The organism is Marinobacter sp. RI1 (genome assembly GCF_041155085.1).
GTDB classification, from domain to species: domain Bacteria; phylum Pseudomonadota; class Gammaproteobacteria; order Pseudomonadales; family Oleiphilaceae; genus Marinobacter; species Marinobacter nauticus.
In genome coordinates, this window is the sequence record NZ_AP031605.1 from 204,826 (window position 1) to 227,157 (window position 22,332).

General features: G+C 59.5%; 19 protein-coding genes. 11 read left to right on the forward strand and 8 right to left on the reverse strand.

All coding sequences use genetic code 11. The features are described 5' to 3' along the window. The first annotated feature begins 63 nt into the window (after positions 1-63). Positions 64-1,029 carry an SLAC1 anion channel family protein gene (locus tag ACAM27_RS00930; RefSeq protein ID WP_369612423.1) on the forward strand — a complete coding sequence of 322 codons (966 nt, stop codon included), beginning with the start codon at positions 64-66 and terminating at the stop codon, positions 1,027-1,029. Between the two features lie 45 nt (positions 1,030-1,074). Here the strand turns inward: ACAM27_RS00930 and ACAM27_RS00935 are convergent, their stop codons facing one another. Beyond that, on the reverse strand, positions 1,075-1,620 hold the full coding sequence (locus ACAM27_RS00935; protein ID WP_226610082.1) for a rhodanese-like domain-containing protein: 546 nt from the start codon (positions 1,618-1,620) through the stop codon (positions 1,075-1,077). A gap of 246 nt (positions 1,621-1,866) precedes the next feature. On the opposite strand from ACAM27_RS00935, the gene ACAM27_RS00940 reads away from it, so the two are divergent. From ACAM27_RS00940 to ACAM27_RS00965, 6 genes are all read left to right on the forward strand, one after another. After that, the gene (locus ACAM27_RS00940; RefSeq protein WP_011783925.1) at positions 1,867-2,916 is read left to right on the forward strand and encodes a cytochrome-c peroxidase; all 1,050 of its coding nucleotides are present in this window, start codon (positions 1,867-1,869) and stop codon (positions 2,914-2,916) included. 162 nt (positions 2,917-3,078) lie between these two features. Next, positions 3,079-3,816: an oxygen-insensitive NADPH nitroreductase gene (nfsA, locus tag ACAM27_RS00945; RefSeq protein WP_226610084.1), complete on the forward strand. Its 738-nt coding sequence runs from the start codon at positions 3,079-3,081 to the stop codon at positions 3,814-3,816. Positions 3,817-3,922: 106 nt separating this feature from the next. Further along, positions 3,923-5,440 (forward strand): malate dehydrogenase (quinone), encoded by a 1,518-nt coding sequence (gene mqo / locus ACAM27_RS00950; protein ID WP_369612424.1) that lies wholly within the window; start codon positions 3,923-3,925, stop codon positions 5,438-5,440. Continuing rightward, positions 5,437-6,594, forward strand: coding sequence for a Re/Si-specific NAD(P)(+) transhydrogenase subunit alpha (locus ACAM27_RS00955; protein WP_023010721.1), 1,158 nt, complete (start codon positions 5,437-5,439; stop codon positions 6,592-6,594). Before mqo ends, ACAM27_RS00955 begins: the two co-directional genes overlap by 4 nt. Then, complete coding sequence (locus tag ACAM27_RS00960; protein ID WP_011783921.1) at positions 6,594-6,881, forward strand: NAD(P) transhydrogenase subunit alpha; 288 nt, start codon at positions 6,594-6,596, stop codon at positions 6,879-6,881. Before ACAM27_RS00955 ends, ACAM27_RS00960 begins: the two co-directional genes overlap by 1 nt. A 2-nt stretch (positions 6,882-6,883) precedes the next feature. Further along, positions 6,884-8,281 carry an NAD(P)(+) transhydrogenase (Re/Si-specific) subunit beta gene (locus ACAM27_RS00965; protein ID WP_222197689.1) on the forward strand — a complete coding sequence of 466 codons (1,398 nt, stop codon included), beginning with the start codon at positions 6,884-6,886 and terminating at the stop codon, positions 8,279-8,281. On the opposite strand, the gene ACAM27_RS00970 is transcribed toward ACAM27_RS00965, so the two are convergent. The 4 genes from ACAM27_RS00970 to ACAM27_RS00985 all read right to left on the reverse strand — a co-directional run bounded on the left by ACAM27_RS00970 (position 8,282) and on the right by ACAM27_RS00985 (position 12,974). Further along, positions 8,282-8,953, reverse strand: coding sequence for a lactate utilization protein C (locus ACAM27_RS00970; protein ID WP_369612425.1), 672 nt, complete (start codon positions 8,951-8,953; stop codon positions 8,282-8,284). Beyond that, positions 8,953-10,395, reverse strand: a complete 1,443-nt coding sequence (locus ACAM27_RS00975) for a LutB/LldF family L-lactate oxidation iron-sulfur protein (RefSeq protein ID WP_369612426.1) — start codon at positions 10,393-10,395, stop codon at positions 8,953-8,955. The genes ACAM27_RS00970 and ACAM27_RS00975 overlap by 1 nt, the downstream gene beginning before the upstream one ends. Beyond that, complete coding sequence (locus tag ACAM27_RS00980) at positions 10,392-11,219, reverse strand: (Fe-S)-binding protein (RefSeq protein ID WP_369612427.1); 828 nt, start codon at positions 11,217-11,219, stop codon at positions 10,392-10,394. Before ACAM27_RS00980 ends, ACAM27_RS00975 begins: the two co-directional genes overlap by 4 nt. Positions 11,220-11,282: 63 nt before the next feature. Further along, a complete protein-coding gene (locus ACAM27_RS00985; RefSeq protein ID WP_041654479.1) occupies positions 11,283-12,974 on the reverse strand; it encodes an L-lactate permease in 1,692 nt (563 codons plus the stop codon). 220 nt (positions 12,975-13,194) lie between these two features. Here ACAM27_RS00985 and ACAM27_RS00990 point away from each other — a divergent pair, with 220 nt between their 5' ends. After that, complete coding sequence (locus ACAM27_RS00990; RefSeq protein ID WP_022993342.1) at positions 13,195-13,980, forward strand: FCD domain-containing protein; 786 nt, start codon at positions 13,195-13,197, stop codon at positions 13,978-13,980. A 115-nt stretch (positions 13,981-14,095) separates the two neighbouring features. Here ACAM27_RS00990 and ACAM27_RS00995 read toward each other — a convergent pair whose 3' ends face one another. The 3 genes from ACAM27_RS00995 to ACAM27_RS01005 all read right to left on the reverse strand — a co-directional run bounded on the left by ACAM27_RS00995 (position 14,096) and on the right by ACAM27_RS01005 (position 16,670). Then, positions 14,096-14,854, reverse strand: a complete 759-nt coding sequence (locus ACAM27_RS00995) for a putative 4-mercaptohistidine N1-methyltransferase (RefSeq protein ID WP_369612428.1) — start codon at positions 14,852-14,854, stop codon at positions 14,096-14,098. Continuing rightward, the gene (locus ACAM27_RS01000) at positions 14,847-16,028 is read right to left on the reverse strand and encodes a mechanosensitive ion channel family protein (protein ID WP_369612429.1); all 1,182 of its coding nucleotides are present in this window, start codon (positions 16,026-16,028) and stop codon (positions 14,847-14,849) included. The genes ACAM27_RS00995 and ACAM27_RS01000 overlap by 8 nt, the downstream gene beginning before the upstream one ends. Positions 16,029-16,121: 93 nt before the next feature. After that, positions 16,122-16,670, reverse strand: a complete 549-nt coding sequence (locus tag ACAM27_RS01005; protein WP_369612430.1) for a glutathione peroxidase — start codon at positions 16,668-16,670, stop codon at positions 16,122-16,124. Positions 16,671-16,855: 185 nt separating this feature from the next. On the opposite strand from ACAM27_RS01005, the gene ACAM27_RS01010 reads away from it, so the two are divergent. From ACAM27_RS01010 to ACAM27_RS01020, 3 genes are all read left to right on the forward strand, one after another. Then, positions 16,856-19,330 (forward strand): ExeM/NucH family extracellular endonuclease, encoded by a 2,475-nt coding sequence (locus ACAM27_RS01010; protein WP_369612857.1) that lies wholly within the window; start codon positions 16,856-16,858, stop codon positions 19,328-19,330. Between the two features lie 22 nt (positions 19,331-19,352). Next, complete coding sequence (nadN, locus tag ACAM27_RS01015) at positions 19,353-21,176, forward strand: NAD nucleotidase (RefSeq protein WP_222197693.1); 1,824 nt, start codon at positions 19,353-19,355, stop codon at positions 21,174-21,176. Between the two features lie 131 nt (positions 21,177-21,307). Continuing rightward, the gene (locus ACAM27_RS01020) at positions 21,308-22,327 is read left to right on the forward strand and encodes an LLM class flavin-dependent oxidoreductase (RefSeq protein ID WP_286895979.1); all 1,020 of its coding nucleotides are present in this window, start codon (positions 21,308-21,310) and stop codon (positions 22,325-22,327) included. Positions 22,328-22,332: the final 5 nt, after the last annotated feature.

Consider the following 22,332-nt stretch of genomic DNA (forward strand, 5'->3'; position numbering starts at 1 on the left):
TTTTCATGCGCCAGCCTCTATCGGGCTGGCGCTTTTGGTTACAAGCAAACAACGAGGTATCCGATGGCGCATAGCGACGTTTCACGGCTACAGAACTTCCCGGTTTCCTGGTTTGCCACAGTCATGGGGCTTGCCGGTTTGACCATTGCCCTGCACCGGGCAGAGGCGATACTCGGGTGGAGCATTCACCCAAGCCCTGCACTTCTGGCATTGACCGTGGCCGTGTTCGCCACGCTCGCGGGCCTCTACCTGTTAAAACTGGCCAGACACCCCGCCAGTGTCAAAGCTGAACTGAGCCATCCGGTCAAACTCAACTTTTTTCCGACCATTTCGATCGGCCTGATACTGATCAGCATTGCCCTTCTGCCTCATTATCCGGGCTTGTCACAGATTGTCTGGACCGCCGGCACTGTGCTGCATTTCGGCTTCACGCTGTATGTACTGTCGATCTGGATCCATCACACCCATTTCGAGATCAACCATATGAACCCGGCCTGGTTCATCCCGATTGTGGGCAACATCCTGGTGCCCATCGCCGGAGTGCATCACGCGTCGGTGGAAATCTCCTGGTTCTTTTTCAGCATCGGGCTGGTGTTCTGGCTGGTGCTGCTGACCATCATTTTTAACCGAATGTTCTTCCATCAACCGCTACCGGGAAAGCTGCTGCCTACGCTGTTTATCCTGATAGCACCACCCGGCGTCGGAATGGTGTCCTGGTTACAGCTGAACGGAGAAGAGGTGGACGCCTTTGCGCGAATTCTCTACTACAGCGCACTGTTCCTTACCCTGATGCTGTTTACCCAGGCGTCCCGCTTCATCAAGGTACCGTTCGCCCTGTCCTGGTGGGCATATTCATTCCCCATGGCGGCAATCACCATTGCCACGCTGCTAATGCATCAAAGCCTGGGGCTGGTCTTCCTGAAATGGTTGGGGCTGATCTTGCTGGTCGTGCTTTGCCTGCTGATTACCGGGCTGGTGATCAGAACCGCAGTTGCGGTGCAACGGTGGGAAATCTGTATAGAGGAGTGAAACCAGACAGTGACGCCCGCCCGACACAGGCAGGCGTCATTGCCATCACGGGCGATAGATTTTCTCGGGGTTGGCCTTGGTCGACCAGGGCAGGCCGGAATTCTGCCAGCCGTTTTGCACACGGAATCCTTTCTTTTCGCCTTCCTTCACAGTACTGCCCTGGAAGCCGTTGTCGATGTACTTCACGTTGGTAAAGCCACGTTCCAGGAGGTAATCAGCACTGGGCTTGCCGCGGGCGGAACCGGAGCGGCACATGGTGATGATCAGGGAATCCCGCGTCAGTCCCTTTTCCTTCAGCGCGGCATCAACCTGGGCAACAAAATCCTCGTTGATATCCATGGCGAAGACACCTTTCTCATCGTTCCAGCGGGTACGATCCACCAGCTGGAACGGAATGTTTCGGTCCACCGCATCGGTAAAGCCGATGAACATGATTTCCACCGGATCCCGGACATCAATGAACAGCAGATGGTCACCTTGCTCCTGAACCGCGTCCCAGGTCTGCTCCGGAGTCACAGACAGTGCCTCTTCCGCTTGGGCTGACATGGCAACCGTCAAAAAGAAAAGCACAGACACAACAATCGGTTTCATAACGCGTACTCCTGCCTACTTTTAAATTTCTTCTGAGTATAACTTTATAACCTAAATGAAAACGGGAGAACACGGTTTTTCTGCGCGACGAAATGCCGCGGAAAGATCCAGAAATTGCAGACCGGAATCAAACTTGATGAACGTCAAGTTCAGAACCAACTCTCGCATTTTTGCGATGAACCACGCTGCCACTCTGTTACGTTGGAACCAGATGGATACCAAGTTGTTCTCAAAGGAGAAAGCGACATGATCAAGCATCCACTGGCAAAAGCACTCACCCTCAGTCTGGGCGTGGCAGCAGGCTCCGCCATGGCGGACAACCTGATGGAGCGGGCCAACAGCATGTTCGAGCCCATTCCCAAATACCCACCGGTGATTGATGGCAATGAACTCACTCAGGCCAAGGTTGAACTGGGCAAGATGCTGTTCTTTGAACCGCGCCTGTCTTCCAGCCATCTGATCAGCTGCAACACCTGCCACAACGTCGGGCTGGGCGGTGATGACGAGCTGCCTACCTCTATCGGCCATGGCTGGCAGAAGGGTCCACGGAACTCGCCGACTGTGTTCAACGCCGTATTTAACGCAGCCCAGTTCTGGGATGGCCGTGCCGCCGACCTGGCCGAACAGGCCAAAGGGCCTGTACAGGCGGGTGTCGAGATGAGCAGTACGCCGGACCGGGTGGTGGCTACCCTGAAGAGTATGCCGGAGTACATCGAGCGCTTTGAGGACGCATTCCCGGGCCAGGAAAATCCAGTCACCTTCGACAATATGGCTGTTGCCATTGAAGCCTATGAAGCAACACTGATCACCCCGGAAGCACCTTTCGACAAATATCTGCGCGGCGACACCTCCGCGCTGAACGAGAGTGAGAAAGAAGGTCTGGCGCTGTTCATGGACCGCGGCTGTACCGCCTGCCACAGCGGTGTGAACCTCGGCGGTCAGAGCTACCATCCATTCGGGCTGGTTGCCAAGCCGGGTGCAGAGATCCTGCCAGAGGGCGATAAAGGCCGCTTCTCTGTCACCGAAACCGCGTCTGACGAGTATGTGTTCCGCGCCTCTCCGCTGCGTAACATCGAGCTGACCGCGCCCTATTTCCACTCTGGCGCCGTCTGGAGCCTGGAAGAAGCCGTTGCGGTGATGGGTACGGCCCAGCTGGGCACCGAGCTGAACGACGATGAAGTGAAATCCATCGTCGCCTTCCTCAAGACGCTGACCGGCAATGTTCCGGAAGTAACCTATCCGGTACTGCCACCAAGCACCGCCAATACGCCCAAGCCGGTGGACATGATCCCGTAAGTCACGGGCTCTGCATTCACCCTCGAAGGCGCGCTTTCCCGGCGCGCCTTTTTTGTTGAGGTTGGTCATACTATCCGGACAACTACCCACCTTTGTCCGCTTGTGCGGTTGCTGATGAGCAAGCTATCGTCTGTTTTCTTTCTTAAAGACAGGCTAGAGGCTATGAATCCGACCATTGAACTTCTGAAATCCCACCGCTCTATCCGCAAGTTCAAGGACCAGCAGATCCCACGGGAACTGTTCGAAGAGCTGATTCGTGCCGGCCAGAGTGCCGCCACCTCCAATCACGTTCAGGCCTATTCCATCATCCATGTGGTCAACCCGGAGAACCGCCGTAAGATCGCCGAACTGGCCGGCGGCCAACCCTATGTCGCCAACAGTTCCGACTTCCTGGTGTTCTGTGCCGATATGAAACGGGCGACCGAAGCCGCAGAGCGGGCCGGTGCCGAGGTGATACGAGGTATGACCGAGCAACTGCTGGTTGCCACCATCGACACCGCCCTGATGGCACAGAATGTCGCCATTGCCGCGGAATCCGAGGGGCTGGGACTGTGTTACATCGGAGGTATTCGTAACAACCCGCAGGACGTGAGCGAGATTCTGAAACTGCCGGAACATGTCTACCCGGTATTTGGCATGTGCCTCGGCTACCCCGATCAGAACCCGGAAGTTAAGCCCCGGCTGCCACTTTCCGCGATTCTGAAAGAAGACGCCTACACTGATGCCGATGACACCGCACTGGTGACCCGTTTCGACCAGACCATGAATCAGTATTACCAGGCCAGAAGCAGCAGCAATAAGGACACTACCTGGTCCGAACAGCTGAAGCCGCTGTTTACCTCAAAACTGCGCCCGCACATAAAACCATTCCTCAACGGTCGCGGTTTCGGTACCAAATAGATCGATTTTTTCGATGCATTTGCCTCAGTAAATACGATTCTTGCGGCAACCGCCTTAGACTAAAGTATGCCCCCTTTGTTCGTTTGCTACTGAAAGGGGCATACCCATGGCGGGCTTTGATACCGATATTCTTCTGATTGGCGGCGGCGTTATGAGCGTCACGCTGGCCTCTCTGATTCAGCAACTGGACAGCTCCCGGTCGATCACCCTGGTCGAACAGGGACAACAGCTGGCCGGCGAAAGCTCGGACGCCTGGAACAACGCCGGCACCGGTCACGCCGGTTATTGCGAACTCAACTACACCCCCGCCAACCCCGATGGCAGCGTTTCCGTAGAGCGGGCGCTCGCCATCAACGAGCGCTTCGAGCTCTCACTTCAGTACTGGAGCAGCCTGGTTGAGAAGGGGCTCCTGCCCGCACCGGCCAACTTCATTCGCCGGGTGCCACATCTGAGCTGGGTTCAGGGTGCCAGGGCCTGTGAATTTCTGAAAACCCGCCACAGAGCCCTCGAGGGCCAACCTCTGTTTCAGGAGATGGAGTTCAGCGATCAGCCAGACACCCTCGCTCGCTGGCTCCCGCTGATCCACGGTACCCGGCAAGCCTTTGAGCCGGTCGCAGCTACCCGCGTCGCCCACGGCAGTGACGTCAATTTTGGCGCACTGACGCGCCTGCTGGGGCGCTCCCTGGCCCAGCACAAAGCCTGTGATATTCAGCTCCAGTGCCAGGTAACCGATATCAAGCGCGAAGCCGGCGGCTGGCGCGTGAGCCTGCATCACCTGGGCAGCGGCGAGAAACGCAGCATTACCAGCCGTTTTCTGTTCATTGGCGCGGGCGGAGCGGCCCTGTCATTGTTGCAGAAGACCGGTATTCCGGAAATTCGCGGCTACGGGGGGTTCCCGGTATCCGGCCTGTGGCTGGCCTGCGATAACGAAGACATGGCCCTGTCACACAACGCCAAGGTCTATAGCCAGGCACCGGTTGGCGCCCCACCCATGTCGGTGCCCCACCTGGACACCCGATTTATCAATGGCAAGGCGGCCCTGCTCTTTGGTCCCTTCGCCGGCTTTACCACCCGCTTCCTCAAAAGCGGCGATCGCTCGGACCTGATCCGCTCAGTTCGCAGCCACAACCTGCGGCCGCTGATCGACGTTGGTATGCACAACTGGCCGCTGACCCGATATCTGATCAAAGAAGCCCTCAGCCCCAAATCGGCCCGCCTCGGCGAACTGGCGCGCTTTATTGCGGACCCGGACCCGGTTCAGTGGCAACTGGTGCAGGCCGGGCAGCGTGTGCAGGTTGTCAAGCCAACGGCCTCGGGCCGGGGCAGTCTGGAATTCGGCACCGAGGTTTTGAGCACTGAGGACCGATCCCTGGCAGCCCTGCTGGGCGCTTCACCGGGCGCCTCCACCTGCGTCTCCGCAATGCTGGAGGTTATAGAACGTTGTTTCCCGGAGCTGATTCAGGGCCAACCGCTGCAAACCCTGCAATCGCTGATTCCGAGCTACGGTCAATCGCTTCAGGCCAACCGCCAACTGCTGGCCGATGTCCGCCGCTACACCCTTAACACCCTGGGACTGAACACCGGGGCAGAACAAACTCAAACTGAACGGAGCCTGTACGCATGATGATAGGGATTCCCAGAGAACGACAAGACGGTGAAAACCGTGTGGCCATTATCCCATCCGGAGTTTCCACCCTGCTGGAGGCCGGCTACGAGGTGGTGGTCGAGAGTGGCGCTGGCAGTGCCGCCCATTTCACCGATGACGACTATCGCCACGCCGGGGCCATCATCGCCGACGATGCCGACGCCCTGTATCGTCAGGCCACAGTCATCCTCAAAGTTCGGGCTCCCTCATCAGAGGAAGCGCGACTGATTCAGCAAGACGCCACCCTGATCTGCCTGCTCGATCCCTGGTTCAACCAGCCGCTGCTGGAACAGCTGGCCGGGCAAAACGTGCAGGCATTTGCCCTGGACCTGGTGCCCAGAACCACCCGCGCCCAGTCCATGGACGTGTTGAGTGCCATGGCGGGCATCAGCGGGTACCGCGCCGTCCTCAGCGGCGCCATGGCCCTGCCCCGTTACTTCCCCATGCTGATGACCGCCGCCGGCACCATTCACCCGGCCCGGGTACTGGTCATTGGCGCCGGTGTTGCAGGTCTGATGGCCATTGCCACCGCCCGCCGCCTGGGCGCAGTGGTCGAGGCCTACGACCTTCGCCCTGAGGTGAAAGAGCAGGTGGAGAGCCTGGGTGCCGATTTCATTGAAATCGAAGTGCCTGAATCCGATACCACCGGAGACAGCGGTTATGCCAAGGCGCAGAGCGAGGCGTTCTACACCGCCCAACGACAGCAACTGGCAGACTGCGTCGCCCGCGCCGACCTGGTGATCACCACGGCGGCGGTGCCCGGAAAACCGGCTCCCAAACTGATTGACCAGGAAATGATCCACCGCATGAAGAGCGGCTCGGTGATCGTGGATCTGGCGGCGGACAAAGGCGGTAACGTGGACGGCACCGTTCTGAACCAGAAGGTGGACGTAGACGGCGTTACCCTGGTGGGCCATGCCAACCACCCCTCCCGCGTACCGGTGCATGCCTCCCAACTGCTCACTCGCAACATTACCGCCTTTCTGCTCAACATGACCGAAGACGGTCGTGTGGTACCCAAGCTGGACGACGAGATTGTTGCGGCAACCTTGGTGGTCCAGCACGGCAGTGTCCGGCACAACACCGAGACACGAGAAAACCCGGAAACCTCAACCCAGAAGGACACGGACTGATGGAACTGTTTGCACTCAGCTTCACCATTTTCATTCTGGCGCTGTTCGTCGGGGTGGAACTGATCAACAAGGTTCCGCCCACGCTTCATACCCCGTTGATGAGCGGCACCAATGCCATCTCCGGCATCGTGATTGTCGGCGCCATCATCAGCGCGGGTAGCACAGAGCTGTCGCCTAATGTCGCCGGCGTGCTGGGCTTTATCGCTGTCACCCTGGCCAGCATCAATATCGTGGCCGGTTTTCTGGTGACGGATCGCATGCTGAATATGTTCAAGCGGAAGGGATAACCATGTTTGCATTGATCAATCTGTCTTACCTTGCAGCTGCCGTCTGCTTCATTCTCGGCATCAAGGGCATGACCCGCCCGAAAACGGCCGTACGTGGCAACCAGCTGGCCGCCATCGGGATGCTGATTGCGGTAGTCGCCGCCCTGTTGCACCAGGAAATCATCAGCTACGCGGCCATCATCGCCGGCATGCTGCTGGGCGGCGCGATCGGCGTCTGGCTCGCAAAACGGACCGCAACGACGGAAATGCCGGAACTGGTGGCGAGCCTGAACGGCATAGGCGGGGGCGCCTCCGTTGCGGTGGCCGCCAGCACCTGGATGCACGCGGTAAATGCCACCGGTGCCGGCAGTTCCGGCTGGACCGCCGCGATTCTGGCCTCCATCGTCATCGGCTCGGTCACCCTGACCGGGTCGGTGGTAGCCGTTCTGAAACTCAAGGGGAATATTGGCGACAGCCGGAACAATCGCCTGTGGCACAGTGTCACGCTGGTTACTCTGATTGCCGCCGTGGCCGGGGCCGTTCTGTTTGCCACCAGCGGCAGCACCAGCCCGCTGGCCCTCGCGGCCCTCGTAGGGCTCTGCCTGCTGCTTGGCATTGGTCTGGTCCAGCCTATCGGTGGTGCCGACATGCCGGTCGTCGTCGCCCTGCTTAACGCCTATTCCGGCCTGGCGGGCGCGGCCACCGGATTCGTGCTGGGCAACCAGGGGTTGATCATTACCGGTTCCCTGGTGGGTGCTTCCGGGCTGATTCTGACCGCCATCATGTGCAAGGCCATGAACCGGTCACTGCCTAACGTTCTGTTTGGCGGCGTACTGGGCGGCTCGGATAGTCAGGCGAGCCAGCAGGATGAAGGGGAGTTTTACGATGGCAAGGTGAAATACGCCACCCCTGACGACCTGGCTCTGCTGCTCGATGGTGCCCGTAAAGTGGTCATGGTGCCCGGATACGGCCTGGCGGTGGCTCAGGCACAGCATGCGGTGAAAGAACTCGCCAACCAGCTTGAGGGCCGTGGTGCCAAGGTCAGTTACGCGATTCACCCGGTGGCAGGCCGGATGCCAGGGCACATGAACGTGCTGCTGGCCGAAGCTGAAATCCCTTATGACCAGTTGAAAGACATGGACGCCATCAACCCGGAACTGCCGCAGGCGGATGTGGCCATCGTGCTCGGCGCCAATGACGTGGTGAACCCGGCCGCCGCCGAAGACCCGAACTCGCCCATCTTCGGCATGCCCATACTGGACGTGCACAAGGCGAAAACGGTGGTGGTGGTCAAGCGCAGCCTGTCCGCTGGCTTCGCCGGCATTCCCAACGGTCTGTTCATTCGCGACAACAGCCTGATGGTGAAGGGCGACGCCAAGGAAGTCCTGCAAGCCACCACCAGCGCGATCAAGGAACTCTGATCAGCCGTCCTCAAGGATGAGGACCACCAGCTCCTTGGGGCCATGGGCCCCATAGGCAAGCACCTGCTCGATGTCCGCCGTCTTGGACGGACCAGAGACCAGCAACAGGTTCGTGGGCAGACCCGCGGACCAGTCGTGCTTCTGCATCATCCCATACAGGTTGTCTTCCACCTCACTCGCCTTGAGCAACGCGATATGCAACGGCGGCAGAAGACTCATCAGCCGCGGTTCGTGACGATCCGGCCACAGTACCAGTGAACCGGTGGCAGCAATCCCGCCCACTGTGCCCGTCACGCTGGCATCCACCTGCCAGAACAGTTCCTCTTTCCATTCCTCAATGGGGCGGTCATAGACCAACAGCTCCGGTCTGGGCTCCGCACGCTGCCAGTGCTCCGCCAGCTGCTTGCCGTGCTCGGTACCCGGGGCATAAAGCACATTCTTCAGGCCGCGGCTCTCCAGCAATTCCTGAACCTTTGAGGGCCATTGCTCGGTCGTCAACTGGTGGATTTCGGTGTGCACCGCTTCCATCAGGGAGCGCAGTCGGGTAATCCGGTCCTCCGGCGCATACTGCCAGGGGCGGGTCACCAGAGCCTCATCGAAATCGTCCGGCCGGGGCGTAGTGCCGGCCAGACCGGCACGGAGCTTGTTGAGAATATTGCTGCGGGCACTCATCACCGGTCTCCCTGATTCAAATGGGCTTTGGCCAGATCATGCAAAGACCGCCGGGCCGGTACCGGCGCCGAGTGGTTCTCGGTCCAGGGACCGACGTTTTTCGGTGCCAGTTTGCCAAAACGGGTCGCGCCCCACAGGAACAGGCGGTAAAACAACGGCGACGTATTCAGGCTGGCCCAGAAGCGCCAGATTGCCCGCTCCTTGCGGGAATACTTGGCGCCGCCATCTTTCACTTTCGGCTGTTCGGCGGGGCTTTTCACGTTTTCCTGACGCAAGCGCTGCAGCATTTCCGGGATCGGAATCTTCACCGGACACACTTCGCCACAGGCGCCACACAATGAGGACGCGCTGGGATGATCCGGTACCTTGTGCAGGCCAACCATATGCGGCGTAATAATCTTGCCGATCGGCCCCGGATACACTTCACCATAGGTGTGGCCACCCACACGGGTATAGACCGGGCAGTGGTTCATGCACGCACCGCAGCGGATACAGTTCAACGTCTGGCGCAGCTGGGCATCGGCGAAAGCACCGCTGCGGCCATTGTCCAGCAGCACCAGATGCACTTCTTCCGGACCATCCAGCTCATCCGCCTTGCGCGGGCCGGAAATCATGTTCACGTAAGTGGTGATCGGCTGGCCCAATGCGGAGCGGGTGAGCAGCGACAACAGAGGCACCACGTCCCTCAGGTTCTCCACCACTTTTTCAATACCGGTAACAGCAATGTGCACCGGTGGCGCCGTGGTACTCATGCGGCCATTGCCTTCGTTTTCCACCAGCAGCAAGGTACCGGTTTCGGCAATGGCGAAGTTCACGCCGGAGACCCCGACATCCGCTTCAAGGAATTTCTGGCGCAGGGTGCGGCGACCAATCTGGATCAGTTCGTTCACATTCTCGGTCTCATCCACGCCCAGTTTGTCGTGGAACAGTCTGGAGACCTGAAAGCGGTTCTTGTGAATCGCGGGCATGATGATGTGGGAGGGCTTTTCACCATCCAGTTGGACGATATACTCGCCCATGTCCGACTCCAGGCACTCGATGTGGCGTTCGGCCAGGTAGTCGTTCATTTCCATTTCTTCGCTGACCATGGATTTACCCTTCACCACCTGAGAACCCTGCTTCGCCTCAATGATGGAGTGCACAATCCGGTTGGCCTCTTCGGTAGTCTCCGCCCAGTGGACCTTGACACCGTTTGCGGTCAGCCTGGTTTCCAGTTGTTCAAGCAAATCCGGCAACCGGGACAGCGCCCGGGCCTTGATGTGGTTGCCGAGTTCCCGCAGGCCCTCACGCTCTTCCTCGTCCGGAAAGGCATCGGCCCGCTTCTTCATCAGCGAATCCATGGCGACGCGGAAGTTGGTGCGCAGCTGGTCGTCGGCCAGGGCGCCCACCGCGCGGCCACGGAAGCTGTCGGTGAGTTCTTTTACCGGTATACGCTGGCTCATGATTTCACCTCTCCACTCACCCGCTCCCAAAGAAAGCTGGCCAGATGCCGGCCCCGGAACGTCTGTTTCTGTTTTTCCAGGGAGCCGTTGATGTTGAGCAGGCAGCCGCCATCAGCGGTTACCATTTCCGCTGCACCGGATTCCCGCAACGAACGGGTTTTGTCGAGCACCATGGCCCCGGACACTTCGGGCATGCGCACAGAGAAGGTGCCACCAAAGCCGCAGCATTCGCTTTCATGATCGTGGTCCAGCCGCTCGACATTCGCCAGCTTGCCCAGCAACTCCCGCGCGTACAGGTGGGTGTTCATTTCCCTGCGGGCGGAACAGGAGGTGTGCAAGGCAATCTGTGTGGGCTGGCCGAGATCCTGCCAGTCCACCTTGCATACATGCAGCAGAAACTCGGTCAGCTCGAACGTTCGTTCAGCCAGATCTTCCACACGTTTAAGGGTATCTGGTTCTTCTGCAAAGACTTCCCGGTAATGCTGTCGGAACATACCGGCACAGGATCCGGACGGCACCACCACCGGCAAGCCGTTGTCGAGTAAATTGAGCTGTGCCCGCGCCACCTCCCGGGCCTCGTTCACGTAGCCGGAGGTCCAGGCCGGCTGACCGCAGCAGGATTGTTCGTCTGGAAAATGCACGCGAATGCCTTCCCGTTCTAGCAGGCGGATAGCATCCAGCCCGGCCTCGGGAAAGAACAAATCCACCACGCAGGTGCCGAACAAAGTGACCTCGGCCGGCTTGGCCGGATACGTTCGTGGCCTGGGGCGCTCAGGAGCCACGCGGGTGGCATTGGGGGCGGCGTCGTAAAACAGCTCACTCATCAGTCATTGCCTCCGGGCGGTCCGGCCAGCAGCCGGCCACCCGTTGTGGTTATCCCAGTGTTTTCAGTTCAGTAACGGGTCCGTCAGCCCCAGGCCGTAGGCGGCCAGCAGCGCAATCGAACCGGTCATCACCAGGTAGTATAGGGTCGGCCACACCGTCTTGCGCAGTGTCTGACCTTCACGGCCCAGCAACCCGACCGTAGCAGATGCTGCCACCACGTTATGGATGGCCACCATATTGCCTGCCGCAGCACCCACGGCCTGCACCGCCACCATCAGTGCGGTGGACAAACCAAGGCTCTCGGCAACGCCAAACTGGAACTGGCTGAACATCATGTTGGAGACCGTATTGGAACCGGCCAGGAACGCACCGAGCGCACCCACCGTGGGGGCCAGCAACGGGTAAATGCCGCCAACCGCATCGGCAGCCCAGGTGGCCATGGCCAGCGGCATGCTCGGCAGGTCCGACAGGTTAACGCCGGAGTTGATCAGTATCCGCACCATAGGCACGGTGAACAGCAGCACGAAACCGGCACTCAGCAGCACGCCACCGGATTCTTTCACCGCCGAATTCAGCGCTTTCAGGTTCATCCGGTGGATGAAGAAAGTTGCCAGCACTACCATCACCAGAATACCGCCCGGCAGGTAAAGTGGCTGGATCCCTGCATTAATACCTGCTTCTCCCAGGATGTTGGAGAACGACACACCAACGCTGGTGAAGGCTTGCTTGATCGGCTCAACGGTGCGGCTGAGCACCAGTACCACGCCGACCAGCACGTAGGGTACCCACGCCCGGAAACCGCTCATCGGTTTGGCGGCGATGTCTTCCAGTTTCATCTCAATGCTGCCCAGCCACTCACTGGGCCAGTCTTTGCTGTCGGCAAAATCCCAGGTCCGCTTCGGAATCAGGAAGCCTTTTTTGGCGGCAGTGGTCACAATCGCCAGACCAATCAGGCCACCCAGCAGAGACGGGAACTCCGGCCCCAGAATCACCCCGGTCAGGGCGTAGGGCACGACAAACGCGATGCCGGCAAACAACGCAAATGGCAGGACCTCCAGCCCCTCTTTCCAGCTTTTATTCTTGCCGAAGAAGCGGGTCATCATCGTCACCATCAGTACCGGCATAACGACACCGACAATGGCGTGGGTGATGGCCACTTCCGAGGTGATCAGCTGCAGGTAGGTATCCCAGTTGGAGCCCAGGGCTTCCAGTCGCTCGGTAATGCTGGCCCGATCCAGACCCGTTGTCACTCCCACCACAATCGGCGTACCTACAGCACCAAAGGATACCGGCGTGCTCTGTACCATCATGCCCAGCATGACGGCAGCCATGGCCGGAAAACCGACCGCAACCAGCAGGGGCGCGGCGATGGCGGCCGGTGTACCAAAGCCAGAGGCACCTTCGATAAAGCTGCCGAACAGCCAGACAATGATGATGGCCTGAATGCGGCGATCCGGGGTGATGTTGGTAAAGCCGGCCCGAATCGTGGTGATGGCTCCGGAGTGCTTCAGCGTGTTCAGCAGCAATATCGCGCCAAAGATAATCCACAGCAGGCCGATGGTGATTACCAGCCCTTGCAGGGTTGAGGCGAGGATACGGTTCAGGGTCATATCCCAGGCGCTATAGCCAATCAGCGCGGTAACCAGAAATACCACGGGCATGGCACGACGGGCGGGCCAACGCATGCCAATCAGCAGCACTCCGGCAAGAAGAATGGGCGTAAACGCCAACAGGGCGAGCAATCCGGACGACATCATGTTCTCCAGGGTCTTGTTGTTGGATTCTATTCTTGGATAATTGGTATTACCAATTTACAAACCTGTGCCGAGTACGTTATTTGAGCTGGCCTTATGGTGTCAAAACCGCCCACTCATACATTGGTAGTATTGCGTTGAAGTTTTGTTGTAAAAACAAGCATGGACAGGGGTAAGATTTATTGGTAAGACCAATTTTTAAACATACAAGCGAGACAGCATGCCCATCAATCAGATTGCTCCCAGACGGCTGGCCGACACCATTGTCGAGCAACTGGAGACCATGATTCTGGAAGGAACCCTGGAACCGGGACAGCGCCTGCCGCCGGAACGGGTGCTGGCGGAGCAATTCGGCGTATCCCGCCCGTCTCTCAGAGAGGCCGTGCAACGCCTGGCGGCCAAAGGCCTGCTGAAAAGCCGCCAGGGCGGGGGCAATTATGTGGCGGAGAATCTGGGAAGCAGCTTCAGCGACCCACTCATCCCGCTGCTGGAAAAGCACCCGGAAGCACACCGGGATTTGCTCGAGTTCCGTCGCACACTGGAGGGCGACTGTGCCTATTACGCGGCCCTGCGCGCCACGGAAGTGGATCTGACACGGCTGGGCAAAGCCTGGGAAGAGCTCCACGCCTGCTACCAGAATTCCACTGCCCACAATCTGGAAGAAGAAGGGGCTGCCGATGCCCGCTTCCACATGGCTATTGCTGAAGCCAGTCACAACGTGGTGCTACTGCACACCATGCGCAACCTGTTCAGCATGCTCAAGAACAACATTGTCACCAACATCGGTGGCATGTACTCCCGCGAGGTTCAGACCCGCCAGGGCCTGATGGACCAGCACCAGAAGCTGTATAACGCCATCGTTGAAGGCCGGGAAGAAGACGCCAGGGCCATCGCCGGGGAACACATACAGTTTGTGCAGCAAACCATATCGGAACGCAGCGAAACCGCGCGACGGCGTGAACGGGCGTTGAGAAGGGAAGGGAGCGGCGAACACCGGGCTCCATAAAAAAGCCGGGGCAAGCCCCGGCATAAGCAATCACACGATGCATCAACACAATGCATGTCGTCCTGATGAGCCTTCACACTAACCGGAAGAGATGACGCTTGTGTGACAGGGCACGCTAATCCGGCAACTTCTCCCAGATTGTGAGCTCCGAAAAACTGTGCTGGAACTTGTTGCGGGTCTCCCGGATCACGAAGGGCAGGCTCCGGGGCTCTGCCAGCAAGCGGAAACGGGGGGATAACGGCGCCTTGAGCCCATCCAGGGTGGTGAATGGCTCACCGTCTTTCAGGAAACCACCGAGCCAGTCCTGCCTGGGCGTGTACTCCTCCAGCCAGGTATAGGGTGAAGCAATCACCAGCAGCCCCAGCGCATTGATACGCTCATGGATCTGTTCCAGAAACAGGCATGGGTTGTAGAGACGGTCAATCAGGTTGCCGGCCAGCACCAGATCGTAGTCCCGGTAATCAGCGCCGAGATTGCAGGCATCGCCCTGATGGAACGCCACGCGGCGGGCAGCCTCAGTCAGACCCAGGGCTGCCAGTGACCGCTCCTGGTAGCTGACCAGCTCGCCCTCTTCGGGCCGCGCATACCGCGCAACCCCCTCCCGCACCACCTCACGGCATTTGCCGATAAAGGTTTCGGAATAATCGACCCCATCGACATGGTCAAACTGGCAGGCCAGCTCCAGCGAGGTACGTCCTACCGCACAACCGATATCCAACGCCCGGCAGGTGGCGCGGCCATCCAGCGCTCCAAGCGCGGCATCGGCCAGTTCTTTCGCGAAGTTGGCTTCACCATGCCAGCTTTCACCGAAGTGAAACTCCAGATACTGGGCCAAGGTGGTGTTGCTTTCGTAGTAGCCGGACGGCTCATTCATGATTGTCTCCTGGCGCCGACAGGCCTTTCCCTTGTTCCGTCGACCTTGGGTAAAACGGTTGTACCAACGGCGCAAGCCCTTTGGCATCATCTATGAACAGTTGCAGGTGCGGGAAAGGTATTTCAATGTCCGCTTCGTCCAGGGCCTCTTTAATCTTCTCAAGCACATCAGCCATAATTCTGGGCTGAACCTCCAGATTGTCCGGTGTAATCCAGATCTTGACCTCCAGATCGACTGAAGAGTTGCCCAGGGTCTTGACCACCACTCGCGGCTCCATACCCGGCCCCTGCAAGACTTCAGAGTGCGCCAGCAGCACCGGCATAATCACGTCCCGGGCTGCCTTGGCAGACTCCTTATAGGCAATGCCAACCGGAATGTTCAGGCGCGTCGCCCCTTCGGCGCTGTAATTGATGATCTCCGAGGACGCCACGTTATCGTTCGGGATCATGGTAAAGATATTGTCCCGGGTACGCAGCCAGGTGGTCCGCAGGGCGATCTTCACCACCTTACCATCCTGGCCGTTGATGGTGACCCAATCGCCAATCCGGAAGGGGCGCTCAATCAGCAACGTAATACCCGCAATAAAGTTCGACAGCGTGGACTGCGCCGCAAACCCGACGGCAATCCCTACGATCCCCAGACCCGCGACGATGGAGACCACATCGAAACCGAACTGGGACAGCACCGTAACGGCCGCGAAGGTAACGGTGAGCACCGAGAACAGATTCTCGACCAATTGGCGGATGGAGGGTTCCAGACGGTAGCGATTCATCGTCTCCCGCAGCAGACGACCAATCGCCAGCCAGCCCACAAAAAAGCCCAACGCCATCAGGCCCGCCCTGGCCATGCCCTTCAACAGCTCCGGCGAGGCCTCGAATTGCGCCATAATCACCAGCAATCCGCCCAGCCCGAACAGATAACGGATGCCAGTGCGCAACTGACTAAACCAGGGCTTCGAGCTGCGTCGACTGCCAACGACAAGGCGTATCAGGCTGATCAGAATGCCATAGACCAGCAACAGAATGCCGAGGTAGATCACCGAAATCAGCAGTTGACTGAGAACATGCCCGGCCAGGGCCACCCAATCGGTCTGTCCGCCCGCGAGAGCGTCCAGGGTAGCCGAGAGATTCTGTGCTATCTGGCTTCGTACGGATTCAAACAGGGCTTCTGCCATAGGGCATCCTTTTCCAAACACTGCATACTACACCCGGAGCGGTGAACAACCTTTGCCTTCAGAATAGACTGCTATCCGCAAACCGGCCGGGGATTACAGAACCGATTCCAGGGCCTGAATCAACCGGGCATCCTCGGGGCGCACCTGGCTCGGGAAACGGGCCGTCACCTTACCGTCACCATCGATCACATACTTGGTGAAGTTCCAGCGTGGCGGCTGGCTCTGGCGATTGATTTCCTGAAACACCGGATTGGCCTGCTCACCGGTCACTGCGCTCGGCGCGATCATGGTAAAACTCACGCCAAAGTTCACAAAACAGACCTTCGCGGCCTCTTCTTCGGAATCCGCCTCTTGCCGGAAGTCATCACTGGCAAATCCCACGACCATCAGCCCCCGATCCTTGTACCGCTGGTGCAGGGCCTCCAGGCCTTCAAACTGACCGGTATAACCACAACGGCTGGCTGTGTTCACCACCAGCATCGGCTTGCCAGCAGCCACCTCGCACAGATTCACCGAATCCCGGGAGTGCAGCTTGCGCTGCTCGTGGTTCAGGAAATCCGGGCAATCCCGGGCAACGGCAGGCACCGTCAACCCTAACAGTAAAAGCACACTCACACACTTCAAGACTGTCCAACGCATCATCGGCCCTCCTGTCGATACATCCCCTGTATACGCACTGGATTACCAAACTGCTCAGGAGCGTTGTCCACATTGACACAAACCGGCAAAGCATCCTTCACAAAACTCTCATGTCATCGTCACACAGGACGGTCAGATTGTGGTGTCAAAACACACAACATAACCGAAACAAGGACAGTGCCATGACGATGAAACCAACGCTGCTGGCAGCCGCCATCGGCGGCCTTCTGGCATCGACAACACAGGCATCGCTGGTCATCAGCGAGTATGTCGAAGGCTCCAGCAACAACAAAGCCATTGAACTGCTCAACACCGGCGACGCCGTGGTGGATCTTGCCCCCTGGGAGCTGCAGGTTTTCTTCAACGGCAGCGCCACCCCCGGGCAAACCTTCAACCTGGAAGGTTCGATTGCTCCGGGCAGCAACTTCGTTTTCGCGCATAGCGCTGCTGACCCGGCCATTCTCGCTGTGGCGGATCAAACCACCGGAGCCGGGCTGTTCAACGGTGATGACGCTGTCCTGCTCCTGAATGGCGGCACGGTTGCCGACAGTATCGGCCAGGTCGGCACAGACCCCGGCAGCTACTGGGGGTCCGGGGATACCCGCACTCAGGATCGCACTCTGCGCCGCCGTGCAGGCACCCTGGCCGATACCGATGCCTACGATGATTACGACCCGGCCACAGTCTTTGACGGCTTTCCCCAGAACAGCTTCGACGATCTCGGCGTCGCCGGCAACGATGACGATAACCCGGACCTGCCACCGACTGCGCCGGATCTGACCTGTGGTGCTCCCGCCACCCGCATTTCGGACATTCAGGGCGAAGGCGATATCAGCCCGGTTGCCGGCCAGCACGTGGTGATCGAAGCCGTAGTTACGGCCGCCTTCAACACCAACGATGGCCTTGGCGGCGTCTTTGTGGAGGAAGAAGCCTCAGACCGCGACGACAACCCTGCCACCTCCGAAGGCCTGTTTGTCTATGCGCCAACTCTGAACGCCGAGCCCGGCCAGCGCCTGCGGCTTGCCGGTGAAGTGACCGAATACGACGGCCTGACCGAATTGACCAACCTGAGCGGTACCAAAAACTGTGGTAATGCGGAGCTTCCACCGGCGGCGCAGATCTCCCTGCCCTGGGCCGATGCCACTGCTCCGGAAGCCTTTGAAGCCATGCGGGTACAATTCAGCGCGCCTCTTGTGGTGAACGACAACTACGACCTGGGCCGTTACGGCAGCCTGACCCTCGGGAGCGGTCGCCACTTTATCCCCACCAGTATCGCTGAGCCCGGAGCGGATGCCGCACTGGTGGCTGATCTGAATGCGCTGGACCGGATTATCCTGGACGACGCCAGTAACCGCCAGAACCCGGCCATCGTGCCCTACCCGACACCGCAACTGAGCGCCAGCCAGACCGTGCGCGCTGGCGACACCGTTCAGGATCTTGCCGGCGTTCTCGACTACCGTTTTTCGGAATGGCGTCTGCAGCCGACCGCGAGCCCGTCCTTCAGCCAGGCAAATGCACGTGTAACCGAGCCCGGCCTTGAGGATCGCGGTAACCTGGTGGTGGCTTCTTTCAACGTGCTGAACTTCTTCAACGGTGACGGCATGGGTGGCGGATTCCCGACGGCGCGGGGCGCAGACAACCCGGAAGAACTGGCCCGCCAGACCGAGAAGCTGGTCAGTGCCCTGGTCGCCCTTGATGCCGACATCATCGGCCTGATGGAAATCGAGAATGACGGCTACGGCCAGACCAGTGCCATTGCCGAACTTGCCGGGGCCCTGGGTTCCGAATGGCAGTGGGTCGATCCCGGCCTGGCACAACTGGGTAATGATGACATTGCCGTTGGCCTGCTGTACCGCGCCGACCGTGTCGAGATCGTTGGCACCGCCGCCACTCTGAGCGCGGCTCCTTTCGATCAGTTGAACCGCCAGCCCCTGGCACAGACCTTTCGACTGAAGGATTCAGACGATGGCGTCACCATTGCCGTCAACCACTTCAAGTCCAAAGGCTGCGGCAGTACCGAAGGCAGCAACGCTGACCAGAACGATGGTCAGGGCTGCTGGAATCCGGTACGGACCCAGGCCGCCCAGGCGCTGGCATCCTGGCTGGCAGGCGATGCCACCGGAACCGGCGAACCAGATGTGTTAGTCATCGGTGACCTCAACGCCTACGCGCAAGAAGACCCCATTCGCGCTCTGGCCAGTGCCGGCTATACCGATCTGCTGGCGACCTACGTTGGCGAGCAGGCGTATTCCTACGTGTTCTATGGCCAGGCCGGCTATCTGGACCACGCTCTGGCCAATACCGCCCTGGCCGGCAAAATTGCCGACACCACCGTCTGGCCGATCAATGCCGACGAGCCCCGCGCCCTGGACTACAACACCGAGTTCAAGACCCCGGAGCAGCAGGCCAGCTTCTACGCACCGGACGCTTACCGGGCCTCTGACCATGACCCTGTGATCGTTGCCCTGAATCTCGATACCAGAACCCCCGCAGACCGCGCCGACCTGAACGGCGATGGCCGCGTTAACGGCCGGGACCTGTCCCGCCTGGTGCTGGCGATGCTGTTCGGCAAAGCCACAGCTCCGGCTTACGACATTGACGGTGACGGGCGCATTAACCATTACGACCTGATCGCCCTGATTCGCGTGCTGACCAGCCGCTAACCCCCACAACGGAGATAGAGTAATGATTCGACAAGGACTCTGGCTGGCAATCCCGCTGATTGCCCTGACCGGCTGTAACAGTGATAACGACGACGCGCCCGCCACGGAAACCGAGCGCTTTACCGTTAACATCTTGCATATCAACGACCACCACTCCCATCTGGAAGCGGGCTCACAGTCCCTGGATATCGCTGGTGAAGAAACCGAATTCAGCGCCGGCGGCTTCCCCCGGGTGATCGCCAAGATCAACGAACGAACCGCCGAACTGGACAACGTGCTGAAACTGCATGCCGGAGATGCCATGACCGGCACCCTGTACTTCACCTCCTTCGAAGGTGAGGCCGATGCCGAGCTGATGAACCAGGTTTGTTTTGATGCCTTTGCACTGGGCAATCACGAGTTTGATCGTGGTGACGAAGGGCTGGTGAAATTCCTCGACTACCTGGCGGCAGGCAGCTGTAACACGGCGGTTCTCGCGGCCAACGTCAAACCGGCCATCGGCACCCCATTGGCACCGGTGGCCCAGGACGATTACATTCAGCCATACACCATCAAGAACATTGATGGCCAGCAGTTGGCCATCATCGGCATCGACATCGCCAACAAAACCCGCAACAGCTCAAGCCCAATGGCAAGCACTGAGTTTCTGGACGAAACCGAAACCGCCCAGGCCATGATTGATGAGCTGAACGACCAGGGCATCGACAAGATCATCCTGCTGACCCACTACCAGTATGCCAACGATCTGGCGCTGGCCGAGCGCCTGTCTGGAGTGGATGTCATTATCGGCGGAGATTCCCACACCCTGCTTGGCACCTTTGACGCCTACGGCCTGAGCGCCTCAGGTCCCTACCCCACCGAAGTGACCAATGCCGACGGCGACAAAGTGTGCGTGGCCCAGGCCTGGCAGTATTCGCGTGTGCTGGGTGAACTCAGCGTGACCTGGGAGAACAATGGCACTGTTTCCTCCTGCTCCGGAACGCCACACCTGCTCCTGGGCAACCCCATCATCCGTGATGACGGCACCGACGATGGCTACCAACCCCAAGGCGAGGAACTGGCCGCCATTCGGGCAGCCATCGAGGCGGACCCGCAACTCAGCCTTGTGACGGACGACCCGACCGGCGCTCAAACCCTGGCCACGTACGCCAACCAGTTGGACAGCTTCCGCAATCAGGTCATCGGTACGGCATCCGAGGACCTGTGCCTGGCCCGAATTCCCGGCCGGCCATACGGCGATGACACCTGCGCCAACGAAGACCCGAACCGGGGGGGGGATATCCCGAACCTGGTGGCTCAGGCCTTCCTGTTCCAGAGCAAGAATGCCGATGTTTCGATCCAGAACGCCGGCGGCGTTCGCACCGACATTCTGGCCGGCGATATCACCATTGGTGATGCCTACAACCTGCTGCCGTTTGCCAATACCCTTACCGATCTGACCATGACCGGAGCAGAAATCAGACAGGTGCTGAATGAAGCAGTGGATTTCGCCCACGTTGAAGGCGGCTCCACGGGTGCCTACCCCTATGCCGCCGGTCTGCGCTGGACCGTCGACATGACCAGGCCTGCTGGCGAACGCCTTTACGACATCGAAGTTCGGCCCCGGAGTGAAACCACCTGGCGCGCTCTGACCGACGGTGAAACCCTGAACGTCGTCACCAACAGCTTCACCGCGGCTGGCCGTGACGGCTACCTGACCTTCGGAACCGTCAGCGAGGATGGCCGAGCCACGGATACCTTTCTGGACTATGCCCAATCCTTCGTCGATTACGTCAAGGAAGAGGTCACCCTCAGCAAGCCCGTCCAGGGCGAGTACTCCACTCAGATGTACACGCCAGCACCGTAAAGAGTGCTTGCAGGAGCATCCGGCACTAACGGATGCTCCTGCCCCTCCTGTCATTACCCTTGAAGAAACCGTCCGCTGGCGTCATTGTGAAACGCTGAACACCGTTGTTTCTTCACAGGTACCGGAACCCCATGTCCAGAACACCCGATTACTCCCTGCTCGAACTGGCCTCTGTGCGCGAGGGCGACTCCGTGGCGACGACACTGGCCAACAGCGTGCGTTATGCCCAGCATGCGGAGGCACTTGGCTTCAAGCGTTTCTGGCTGGCCGAGCACCACAATATGGAAGGGATTTCCAGTTCCGCCACCTCGGTATTGGTGGGGCACATCGCTGGTAAAACCGGGAGTATCCGGGTGGGCTCCGGCGGTGTCATGCTGCCGAACCATCCACCGCTGGTGATTGCCGAGCAATTCGGTACCCTGGAATGTCTCTATCCGGGCCGAATCGATCTCGGCCTTGGCCGCGCACCGGGTACCGATCCGGTCACCGCCCGGGCACTGCGACGGGATGGTCTGGGCGCCGAGCAATTCCCGGAAGACGTAGCCCGTCTGCAGAACCTGCTGGGGCCGCTGCAACCGGGCCAGCCGGTGAAAGCCATTCCCGGTGCTGGCACCAATGTTCCCATCTGGCTGCTGGGCTCCAGCCTTTACAGCGCGCAACTGGCGGCGATGCGGGGCCTTCCTTATGCCTTCGCCGGCCACTTCGCACCGCGTCTCTACCGGGAAGCCCTGAAGGTCTATCGCGAGAACTTCGAGCCCTCAGAACAGCTGCGACAGCCCTATGCCATGCTGGCCATTCCCGCTATCCCGGCGGCCTCAAAGGACGAAGCGCGGCATCTGGCCACCACCAGCTACCAGCGCATTCTGGCCCTGTTTCGCGGGCAGCCCCTGTGGATGCGACCGCCGGTAGAATCCATGGACGGACTCTGGAATCCGGCCGAGGAGGCCGGTGTGCGGGACTTCCTGAAACTGCAGATCATGGGCAACAGTGAAGACCTGCGCCGGCAACTCGACGACCTGCTGACCGACATTCAGGTGGACGAACTGATGTTCACCATTGATATCCACGACCCGGACAAACGCCGACAGGCCCTGGATATCCTGGCCGAAACCCGTTCCCCGCAAACCGACTCCGACGCAACCATCAACTAGGCAGA